The 11,282-nt window shown below is 64.6% G+C and carries 7 protein-coding genes and 1 pseudogene; 5 read left to right on the forward strand and 3 right to left on the reverse strand.

Translation table 11 applies throughout. The features are described 5' to 3' along the window. The 3 genes and pseudogenes from Q0331_RS08535 to Q0331_RS08545 form a co-directional block, all read right to left on the reverse strand. Window positions 1-302 (reverse strand): annotated as a pseudogene (locus Q0331_RS08535) (hypothetical protein); the annotation flags it as partial. Between the two features lie 777 nt (window positions 303-1,079). Beyond that, entirely contained in the window at window positions 1,080-1,925 is an 846-nt protein-coding gene (locus Q0331_RS08540; protein ID WP_298075948.1) for a DNA-formamidopyrimidine glycosylase family protein, read from the reverse strand. Continuing rightward, a complete protein-coding gene (locus tag Q0331_RS08545) occupies window positions 1,918-6,981 on the reverse strand; it encodes a DEAD/DEAH box helicase (RefSeq protein ID WP_298075949.1) in 5,064 nt (1,687 codons plus the stop codon). Before Q0331_RS08545 ends, Q0331_RS08540 begins: the two co-directional genes overlap by 8 nt. A 34-nt stretch (window positions 6,982-7,015) precedes the next feature. Between Q0331_RS08545 and Q0331_RS08550 the strand changes: the two genes are divergently transcribed. From Q0331_RS08550 to Q0331_RS08570, 5 genes are all read left to right on the forward strand, one after another. Then, window positions 7,016-7,780, forward strand: coding sequence for a 3'(2'),5'-bisphosphate nucleotidase CysQ (locus tag Q0331_RS08550; protein WP_298075950.1), 765 nt, complete (start codon window positions 7,016-7,018; stop codon window positions 7,778-7,780). Window positions 7,781-7,798: 18 nt separating this feature from the next. Next, window positions 7,799-8,725 carry an alpha/beta fold hydrolase gene (locus tag Q0331_RS08555; RefSeq protein WP_298075951.1) on the forward strand — a complete coding sequence of 309 codons (927 nt, stop codon included), beginning with the start codon at window positions 7,799-7,801 and terminating at the stop codon, window positions 8,723-8,725. Then, the gene (locus Q0331_RS08560; RefSeq protein WP_298075952.1) at window positions 8,715-9,737 is read left to right on the forward strand and encodes a triacylglycerol lipase; all 1,023 of its coding nucleotides are present in this window, start codon (window positions 8,715-8,717) and stop codon (window positions 9,735-9,737) included. The genes Q0331_RS08555 and Q0331_RS08560 overlap by 11 nt, the downstream gene beginning before the upstream one ends. 122 nt (window positions 9,738-9,859) lie before the next feature. After that, a complete protein-coding gene (locus Q0331_RS08565; RefSeq protein ID WP_298075953.1) occupies window positions 9,860-10,681 on the forward strand; it encodes a thymidylate synthase in 822 nt (273 codons plus the stop codon). After that, a partial coding sequence (locus Q0331_RS08570) for a dihydrofolate reductase (RefSeq protein WP_298075954.1) occupies window positions 10,682-11,282 on the forward strand: 601 nt, incomplete at its 3' end.

The raw sequence follows: 11,282 nt of genomic DNA on the forward strand, positions 1-11,282 counted from the left end.
ATGGTGTTCTTCGACTGGTTGGTGGCAGAGATGGTGCCAGCCGGGGTGAACTTGTCGTCGACCTTGTAGACGACGGTGCGGTAGTCCTCACCGGAGTTGCATACCGGGTGCGGGTTCAGGATGTTGGCCTTGATGTGGTCACTACCGTGGGTGGTGTTGACGATCGGCAGGGTCGGGTTGAGCTTCGGGGTCTCCGGGTAGTGCTCTTCCTTGGTGATGGCGGATGCGGGAGATGCGACGGCTGCCGCAACGATGACGGCCGCAGCAGCTGCGCTTGCGCCGTTCTTCCACAGGTTCTTCATGTTTTGTGCTCCTCTTGCACGCCACTGGCCGAAAAGGTGCACGAGCTGGATGTCTTCCGGCTCACGCGGGATAGGGCGCATTGGTGATGCTGCGAGAATGTGCGCCGCCAGCCCAAGGGTTCTGCGAGATTTCGGCCAGGTGACTTTGGGTTTGAATCCGGTCTTAGGGGTGCCCTCCCCCGGGTGCTGCGCGGCGGATTGCGAGGGCCGCTGTGCACCCAGGCTCTGAGTGACGAGATCTAACTCTAAACCCTCAAAGCCAGGAATTGTTCGACAATCTTGCGCCTTAATGCACCGGATTCAACCCAGGGTTCACCAACAATTAAGCCGCAGTTCACCAAAGGATCCTTAGTCAACCCTTAAAGGATCACGCAACCACTGTCGAAACAGAATTCACCCTCCTGCAACCAGCCCTAGACCGCCTACTTAGGTAACCCTTGCCCCGACCACTGAAAAACCCTGGAAGACTCAACGGTCACTTCACCCGAACATTCCCACCCTTAGAAAATAAGAATAGCTGACTCTTTTGCTGACAAAATGTGTAGAAAGTCGCCCATTTCTTACATGCACGAACCAGGTCTACGTGAACTTTAGGTAAACTCTCGCGACCTGCACTTTTCCTCGCGCCACGAACATAAACCACCCCCTTTCAGGGGAGTCATGGGCGCTAGCTTTAACCGTCTCGCCAGCGAGCTCACTAGCGAGCCGCCCGGTGAACTCACCCGCAAGCTCCCCGCCTCGCCGCTGTCCAGCTTTTAACCTGCCTCAGCAAGAATCTCAGCGCTCCTGGCAGCTCGGGCACCACCAGATGATCCGCTCCAACTCCGCCGAATCCAAATCCGGATCCCCGCCAGCCCAGCGCCCACCCAGCGTCGCCTGCTGAATCGCCGCCCCGCACCGCCGGCACGCCTTACCCGCACGCCCGAACACCCAGTTACCCTGTCCGGCCCGCCGGTCGCCAGTGAAAACGCGGTGTGGCTCAAGGCGGTTGTCCCACATCACTCTTCGCGCCAGGTCGATTGTTTTGGTGACGCCCACTTCTCCCGCCTGCCCCACCTTCACCTCCGGGTGCATTCCCACTAGAAACATCACCTCGGCGCGGTATTCGTTGCCGATCCCAGCCACGTTCTTCTGGTCCAAGAGTGCGGCGCCCAGAGTTCTTTCCGGACGTTGCATGATCCGTGCAATGGCCTCTTGCCTGCCGTCGACCTCCCAGTCTTCCGCCAGGATGTCCGATCCCAGGTGCGCGATGACTTGCGGATAGTCCGCGGATCTGAACACCCGCACGAAGCCGAGGTCGTGCCCTACGATCTCGATCTCCTCACCACCGGCGTGCTGGGGGCTAAAACGCAGCACAATGCGTGCGCTATAGCCGGGTCTACGCCAACGCTGCCCCGCGCGATGAATCGCCCACACGCCTTCCATCTTCAAGTGCGTGTGGATCACCCTCTCGCCGATATGCATAAACAGGTGTTTGCCGTAGGGCCACACTCGTTGGACTTGCTCGCCGTCGAAGCTCTCTGTTGCAAAGCGAGGCACCCGGATGTCGGTATGCCGCACCGTCCGCCCCGTCATCCATTGCATACGGTTGGAGAGCTGGAGTACGGAGTCACCCTCAGGCACGGATACTCAGCCCCTTCGGAGTCAGGCGTGCACCTGCAGTCACCCAATCTGTCGTCGCAATGTCCATCACCGAGAAACCATTGACCTTCTCGATGATCACGGGGCTCAACCGTCCGGCGCGGATGGCCTCCTTGAGAGTCCCGACCACCAGATCGATCTGCGGGGCTGGGGCGCCGAGCTCGGCAGACGTGGCGTCACCAAAATCGGGCCGAGCAAAAAGAACCACGTTTTTAGCACTGCGAGAGACATACGCCTCGGCGCGACCAGCGGCGATGATGATCATCGCACCAGCTGTGCGTGTGGGCGCCATACCTTCGCCGGCCGAGCGTGAGACCTCCGGCCAAGGCAGCGTGGAGCCGAACGGGTTCGCGGGGTCCAGGACGGAAAGCAGCTGGGGTGCATGCTCTGGCATAGCCACTCCGCGTGCGCCAGTGCTACCGCCAACACCGCCAACGCCAGCACCGTCACTGTGCCCGTTCCCGTGCCCGTTCCCGAGCCCGTTTCCGCGCCCGTCCTGCGCCCGCCGGAGCTGGGAAATCACGTCACGCGGGGCGAACTGCGCCCCGCCCAGACCTTCGACGATGTAGCCGCGCAGAACTTCGCCGGAATCCTCCCAGGCGCTCAGCGTCCGATACGCCTCGGCGAACCCCCCGGCGGCCTTTTCCGCTACGACCGCCCCGCGGGTGACCACGGCGTAGCGGTCGATCCAAGCTTCGGAGCGCACCAGGGCCAGCTCCGCGGCGTCGGCAGGGGCTTCTAGCTCCTCTGCAACACCGACCCCAGCGCCGTACACCGCCGACCACCGCCCCGGCACCGACGAATGCGCGTTCATCGACCGTCGCGCCGCCCGCGCAAATCCGCTGCGTCCCATCCGCACCCGGCGCGCCGACCCGCGCCCCTGGTTCCGGCGGGGCGCTCGGTGAGCCTGCTTGCCCGTGGAGCCGGCCTCCACCAGCCGCGCCCGCAAAGCCGCGAAACTATCGGGCGCAACCAACCCGGCATCGAATAGCTCCCACAGCGCCGCATCTACCTCCGCGTGATCCGCCCCCGTCGCCGCCTGCAACTCGGCCGCCAGAAACGCGCCGCCACGCTGCAGGTGCTCGAGGATCTGTGTGGCCACCATGCCCAAGGTGGTCGCTGTATCTTTATGGACGCCACGTTCCAGCCCCTCCCCGCCTTCCATCAGGTACTCAGCCATGTCCGCGGGCACGAAGCTCACCCAGGCATCCTTGGCACCGGCTTGTCCGGCACCGACGGCGAGAATCTCGCCGGTGCTGAGCAGCTCGTCCAGGTCTCCCGGCTGATAGTCCGGGATGCGCGCGGGCAGCACCAAGGTTTCCCACGCGCTGGCGGGGATCGGCACCCCGGCGAGCTGTTCCAGGGCACTGGCGAGCTCCTCGCGCTGCATCTGGCCAAGACCATGCCAGTCGGCTAGGAACTGTGCGTAGGTCTGCTGGGTCACCGGCTCCAGCGATCCGCGCGCAGCAGCCAGGGTTGCCGACCGGAGGCGGCGGAGCATCCCCGTATCCACGTATTGCATTTCCGCCTGTGCATCCGCGCTGGTGGGGGCAGGGGCGCCACTAGTGCCACTCGGGCCATCAGACCCACTGAAAGAATCACCCAGATAGACAAAATGCCCCGCCCTCAAACGGCGCTGGTTGCCCGTACCTCGCGTGCCCTGTGCGCCCTGTGCGCCCTGCGCTCCCTCTGCCCAGCGGGCCAGCAGTGCGTCGGCGGTCGCGCGCCCCAGGCCGAACTCAGCAGCGGCCTCGGTGGCAGTCGTGGGCCCGCGGTTCTTCATCCACCGCAGCAACAGTTGGTCGATGGCATTGTCTAGCTGGTCCACCTGTTCGGCGGCGATGGCCACGCCGGGCAGCACGGGCACGCCCAGGCCGTCGCGCAGCAGGGGCATGTCCTCGACCGCGCCGAGCTTTAGCTGCCCGCCGAAGTGCACCTCCATCAAGCGCGTGGGAACCAACTCCCGCAGCTGCGCGAGGCTATCCTCCACCGTCCCGGCCCAGGGTTCGATGCGCTCGCGCACGCCGTCCAGGCTGAGCGGCCCCAGGGCGCGCAGCATATCCACGGCCTGCTCCACACTCGTAGCCTGGCGCCCCTCGGCCAGCCACTGGGCGGCGTCAACCACCCGGCGGACCGCAGCCGGGTCCAGGGCCATGCCCTCCTCCCGGGTGCCCAGCACCTTTGCCAGCAACGCGGGATCCACTGCCAGGGCGGCGGCGCGCTCGGCGGAATCGCCCTCGTACATGAAGGCACTGGTGTAGGTGAACAGCAGCGATTCGGCAAATGCGCTCGGAGCCTCCGTGGTGACCTCCGCCAGGCGCACATCCCGCTGCCCCAGGTTCGCCACCAGCGCCTTCAGGAAGTCCAGGTTGTAGACGTCGTGCACGCACTCGCGCATCGTCTCCACCATCACCGGAAACTCGGGGTGTTCCCGGGCAACATCCAGCAGCTGGGCGGCACGCTGGCGTTGCTGCCACAGCGGCTGGCGCTTGCCGGGATTGCGGCGCGGCAGCAACAAAGCCCGGGCGGCGCATTCGCGGAAGCGGGCCGCAAACAACGCGGAGGAACCGACCTCCTCCATCACATCCGCCAAAGTGGCTTCCGCCCGCTCGGCGCCGCTGTAGCCCTCGCCCAGCAGCAACTCCATGCCCGGCGGTTCGTCTGAATAAGGCAGGCGGAGCACCATGCCGTCATCCCCGGCCACGGCCATCGCATCAATCCCCGTCCGGCGATTCAGCTCCGCCCCTAGCGCCAGCGCCCACGGCGCGTTCACTCCACGGCCGAAGGGAGTGTGCACCACTACGCGCCAGTCGCCGATGTCGTCGCGGAAGCGCTCGATCAGCACGGTTCGCTCGTCCGGGATGATCCCGGCGGTTTCCTTCTGCTCCTGGTAGTAGGCATCCAGGTTGGCGCGGGTGTGGGCGTCCAAAAAATCGGCCGAGCGAATGTCCTCCAAAGTGCCAGAGCCCCAAGTACGGCGGTTCTCGCCGATGGCCTGGCCGAGCTCCACGGGGCGGCCCGCAGCATCGCCCACCCAGAACGGCAGGCGACCCGTGTGGCCGGCGGCGGGGGCAACAATCACCTGGTCGCGGTTTATTTCCAGGATGCGCCAGCTGCTCGCGCCCAGGGTGAATACGTCGCCGACGCGGGACTCGTAGACCATCTCCTCGTCCAGCTCGCCGACCCGGCGGGCGCCGTCGTTTTCCCCGGCGGCCAGGAACACTCCAAACATGCCGCGGTCCGGGATGGTGCCGCCGCTGGTCACCGCCAGGCGTTGCGCTCCGGGGCGGGCTTCCAGGGTGCCGGCCATGGGGTCGTAGATCGCGCGGGCCTTCAGATCCGCGAAGTCGGTGGATGGGTAGCGGCCGCTGATCATCTCGATCACTCCGTCGAAGGCCTCGCGCGGCAGCGTGGCATAGGGGTGCGCGCGGCGGACGACGCGCCACCACTCCTCGACGTCCAGCAAACCCGCACCGGCTTGCACGCTCGCCGCCACGGTGTGCTGCGCCAGCACGTCCAGCGCATTATGCACCACGTGCAGCGGCTCCAGCTCCCCCTTTAGCAGCCGATCCACCACAACCACCGCGGCTTCGGCATCCTGCTTATGCAGCGGGTAGATCGTCGCGTGGCTGGTCGCGCCCACGGTGTGCCCGGCGCGGCCGCACCGCTGCACCGCCGAAGCCACCGACGGCGGCGCGCCGACCTGCACCACGTGATCCACCAGACCCATGTCAATGCCCAGTTCCAGGGAGCTCGTCGCCACCACGCAGCGCAGCTCGCCAGACTTCAGCGCCGCCTCGATGTCGGCGCGCTCGTCTTTGGAAACCGAACCGTGGTGCGCCCGCGCGACGCCCGCCCCGTCCATCCCCCGCACAGCCCCGGACTGCGCCATCATCTGCGCCGGGTCGCGCCTGGTCGGGGCGGCCAGCGCATCCGGATCGTGCTCCTTGGCCCATTCCTCGTTCACCGCCCCGGTCAGCCGCTCCGCCGCGCGCCGGGAGTTCACAAACACCAACGTGGAGCGATTCTCCATCACCTGCTGGTAGATCGCGCGCTGTACGTGCGGCCACACGCTTTTCTGCTGCGGCAGCGCAGATTCCTTATCCACCCCGCTCGCCACGCGCGCCCCCGACCCGGCCTGGGTGCTGCCGCCCACCCCTTCGCCGATGAGGCTGGGGCCGAGCAGTGCCTCGTCTATCGGCGCTTCTGTTTCTTTTTCTGACGCCCCCTCAGACTCCGTCACCTCATACTCAGCCAGCGCAACGTCCTCTACCGCCGGAGGATCCTGGAAGTCCTCCACCACGCTGGTCACCTGCACATCCCAGGATTTCGGCTGCTCGGGGTTTACCACCGTCACCGGGCGGTCGCCTCCCAAGAAGCTGGCGACCTTATCCACGGGGTTCACCGTCGCCGACAGGCCGATGCGCTGGACTGCCTGGCCCGTCAGCATCTCCAACCTCTCCAGCGACAGAGCCAGGTGCGTGCCGCGCTTCGTACCGGCCACCGCGTGCACCTCGTCCACAATCGCGGTGTCCACATTCGCCAGCGTGGCCGCTGCCTTGCTGGTCAGCATCAGGTACAGCGATTCGGGCGTGGTCACCAGAATCTCTGGCGGATTGCGTAGCAGTTTAGAACGTTCCGACTGCGGGGTGTCCCCGCTGCGCACGCCCACCCGCACCGGGGCGGCGGTCTCCCCCATCGCGTCGGCCACCCGCGCAATGCCAGCCAGCGGAGCCGCCAGGTTTCGGCTGACGTCTACGCCCAGTGCTTTCAGCGGGGAGATGTACAAAACCTTGGTGGGACTTGATTTTTCAGGCGTGGGGGCGTCATTAAAAAAAGATCCCCCAGAAAGTCGCGACAGCGACCACAAAAATGCCGCCAGGGTTTTGCCCGAACCCGTCGGCGCCACCACTAAAGCATTCTGACCTGCGGAGATAGCCCGCCATGCCTGCGTTTGCACAATCGTCGGCTCGGCGAAAACGTCTCGGAACCACGCTGCAACGGGGGCATAAAAGGAATCCAGCGGGTCAACAGCCATGTGACCATTTAAACAGACCGCTAAAGTAAGAACTATGACGGCTGAACTCAATGATGCGACGCTGGCCCAGAGACTCGCGCAGGGCACCGGAGAGATCCTCAAAGGCGTAAGGAACGTAGGTCTGCTCCGCGGCACCGAGCTGGGCAAGGCCGGCGACGCGCTGGCGCAGGACTGGATCGCCCGTTCCCTCGTACAGCACCGCCCGAACGATGCAATGCTCTCCGAGGAGGCCGAAGACGACCTCTCGCGCCTGGATAACTCGCGCGTGTGGATCATCGACCCTCTCGATGGAACCCGGGAGTACGCCGGTGGCCGCCAGGACTGGGCCGTGCATATCGCGTTGGTGGAGGACGGCAAGGTCATCGAGGCTGCCGTGGGCATGCCGGATCTAGGGCGCGTGTTCAGCAGCTCCGAGGTCCGCGCTGTCGAGGGAGCACGCACGAACCGCCTAGTGATCAGCCAAAACACCACCCCGGCGATTGCCGAGTTCATCGCCGAGGATCTGGGCCTGGAGCTGGTGACCATGGGATCCTGCGGGGCTAAAGCCGTCTCCGTGATTCTGGGCGATAACGATGCCTACGTCCACGCCGGTGGTCAGTACGAGTGGGATAACGCCGCCCCGGTCGGCATTGCCCAGGCCGCTGGCCTGCACACCTCCCGCCTGGATGGCACGGACCTGTGCTACAACTGCGAGTCGCCGTACCTGCCGGATCTGATGATCTCCCGCCCCGACATGGCCGACGAGATCCTAGCCTCCGCCGCGAAGTTCCACGACAAGCACGGCGCTTACTCTCTTTAGCCCTGCGCCTAGCACTGCATGCTTCCTTTTTCCTTCTTGACGCCCCGTCCGGCCTCCCGCGCGCAGCTGGAGCCGGACGCGGACATTCCCGCCACCTTGCAGGGGCGCTACGTTATCGGCGCGCCCGCCAATAATCCACGGAAAGAGCTGACGGAGGAGCACCCCTGCCCCCTAGTGTTTATCCACGGCACGACGGACAACACTTTCCGCTGGCAAAAAGCCGCAACGTATTTCGCCGCCCAGGGTTATTCGGTGTGGGCTTTCAACTACGGCCAGCCGGAAGAAGGCCGCCCCGCGATCCCGGGTGTGTTTGCCGTGAACGACATCAACGAATCCGCCCTGGAGATCGCGGCGACGATTGATTACATCCTGGAGGTCACCGGCGCCAGCAAGGTGGATCTGGTGGGGCATTCCCAGGGCGGGCTGCACATCAAGAAGTACATTGCAGAGCACGGCGGGCAGGATACGGTGCGCCGCGCGGTGGGAGTAGCCGCGACGTATCACGGCACGACGATGACCGGGATGTCCTCGATCCTGCAGAACCTGGTGGACCGCAACCCGGAATTCGCGGATCTGGTGGCGGGCAAGGCCGCGATTCAGCAGCTGAGTAGTTCGGATTTCATCAGTCGGCTCAACGAGCTGCCGGATACTCACCCGAACGTGATGTACACAAATATCTTTACCTCGAAGGATCTGACGGCCACGCCAAATTCCACGTCTCAGCTGGAGTCCATAGGTGGAGCGGATGTAGCCGAGGCAGAGGTCGGCGAGGTCTGCGGGCTACTGCTTCCGCCGGGGCATGCATCGCTACCCGAAAACGATCACATCATTGGCCTAATCGAGTGGGGTTTGACGCGCGAGCAGGGGGATCACACGCCCGTGCATTCTGGTTGTAACGGTGGACAGCGCTGGAAGTTAGGCTATCGTTTCTTCCATGAAAGTTAATTCTCTCGCACGGGGTCGGGTCCGCCGATCCATCCTCGCCGGCGCTGCAGCGCTGAGCGTTTCCCTCTCTACCCTCTCTTCCCTCACCCCTTCTGCCCTAGCTGCTGATACCGATGCTTCTAGCGCTATTCCGGACGCCGCAGTCCCCGCCGGTCTAGAAGGCAAGCATGTGGCCAAGGCGCCTGTGAACAATCCCACCTGTGTCCCCTCCCCGGAGCACCCGAACCCCGTCGTCTTCATCCACGGCACGTCCGATAACTCGACGCGCTGGCAGAAGGCCGCCAATGCTTTATCCAAGCAGGGTTTCTGCACGTGGGCCTTCAACTACGGTAAGCCGAACGACGGTAAACCGAACCTGCTGGGGCGCTACGCCATGGTGGACATCGACGATTCCGCCAAGGAAATCGCTTCGACCATCGACTACATCCTGTCCGTGACGGGTGCAGAGAAGGTCGATCTGGTGGGGCATTCCCAGGGTGGGTTGCACTTGAAGAAGTACATCGCGGAGAACGGTGGCGGCGATAAGGTCGGCCGTGCCGTCGGCCTGGCTGCGACGTACCACGGCACCACGCTGGCCGGCATGGACAAGATGCTGCGCCCGATCGTCGAGCGGAACCCGAAGCTAGCCGAGTCCGCCGCGGGCAAGGCAGGCGTGCAGCAGTTGGTCGGTTCGGAACTGATCGACCGCCTGAACCAGCTGCCGGATACCGACAAGCGCGTGCAGTACACCAACCTCTACTCCGCGGCCGATACCACCGCCACGCCGAATAAGACCTCCATGCTGGAATCAGTCGACGGCGCGGACGTAGCGAACGTGGAGGTAGGCGCTGCCTGCAAGCTCCCCATTCCGCCGGGCCACGCCTCCATGCCCAAGCACGATCCAACCATCGGGCTGATCCTGTGGGGCCTGACCCGCGAGGCGGGCGACCACACGCCGACTACCGACCACTGCACTAGCCCGGCGCGCGGATCCGCTGGTGGATCCGCTTCCGGGACCACTGCCGGTTCCTAGTCTCAGCTTGTCCATAGCCGGGCTTGCCAGCCCCGCGGGTGCCGCCGCTTGGTTGCCGACGTAGACTGTGTGGGACTTTTAAACCCCAAGAAGCTTCGAGCTTGAAAGGAAGGCGGCGAGCAGTGGCACCCCAGCAGCAGCCGAGTTCCATCCCCACCCCATACGAGGATCTTCTGCGGGAGATTCTCGAGACCGGCACCCCCAAGGGCGACCGCACCGGCACGGGGACCACCAGCCTGTTTGGCCGCCAGATCCGCTATGACCTCTCCGCAGGCTTCCCGCTGATCACCACCAAGTCGGTACACGTGAAGTCCGTGGTGGGTGAACTGCTGTGGTTCCTCCGGGGCGATTCCAATGTGCGCTGGCTGCAGGAAAACGGCATTCGCATCTGGAACGAATGGGCCGACGAGAATGGCGATCTGGGCCCGGTCTACGGCGTGCAGTGGCGCAGCTGGCCGACCCCGAACGGTCAGCACATCGACCAGATCGCCGGCGCGTTGGAAACCCTGCAGACTAACCCGGACTCGCGCCGCAATATCGTCAGCGCCTGGAACGTATCAGAATTGGACAACATGGCCCTGCCCCCATGCCACTTGCTGTTCCAGCTGTACGTGGCTAACGGCAAGCTGAGCTGCCAGCTGTACCAGCGCAGTGCGGACATGTTCCTGGGCGTGCCTTTCAACATCGCCAGCTACTCGCTGCTGACCCACATGTTCGCCCAGCAGGCAGGCCTGGAGGTCGGTGAGTTCATCTGGACCGGTGGTGATTGCCACATCTACGACAACCACGTGGAGCAGGTAAAACTGCAGCTTTCCCGCGATCCCCGCCCCTACCCGCAGCTGCAGCTGCACAAGGCTGCGGACATGTTCTCCTACGACTTCTCCGATATCGAGTTCACCGGCTACGACCCGCACCCGGTGATCAAGGCAAAGGTGGCCGTATAAATGACTTCCAACAACCAACCCCACCGCCCAACCGGCTACGAGCCGGGCGACTACCCGGAGCTCACCGCCGCTGCGGTCAGCTATGCCCTAGAGGCCAAGGGGATTTCCCGCGATCAGGTGGAGATCGGCATGATCTGGGCGCAGACCACCGCCGGTGTGATCGGCGATGGAGCGGACATGCCCTGGTACCTGCCAGAGGACCTGAAGCATTTTAAGAACGCCACCACCGGCTACCCCGTCGTCATGGGGCGCACCTCCTGGGAAGCACTCGACGATGGATTCCGCCCGCTGCCGGGGCGCACGAACTATGTGATCACTCGGCAGGATGACTATGACGCCCCCGGTGGCATCATCGAGCCTTCGATCCCCAGCGCGCTGGCCAACGCCGCGGAGCAGATCCTCAACGAGTTGAAGAACAGCGCTGATGGTGCCGACGGCGCCGACGGAACTGCAGACGAGCGCACCCCCACCGTATGGGTACTGGGCGGCGGCCAGGTGTACGCCCAGTGCATGCCCGTGGCTGATCGCATCGTCATCACGGAGATCGACATGGAGGCCCCCGAGCGCTTCCAGGTGTACGCACCTCTGGTTCCCACCGAAG

This window comes from uncultured Corynebacterium sp. (assembly GCF_937999985.1).
Lineage (GTDB): Bacteria > Actinomycetota > Actinomycetes > Mycobacteriales > Mycobacteriaceae > Corynebacterium.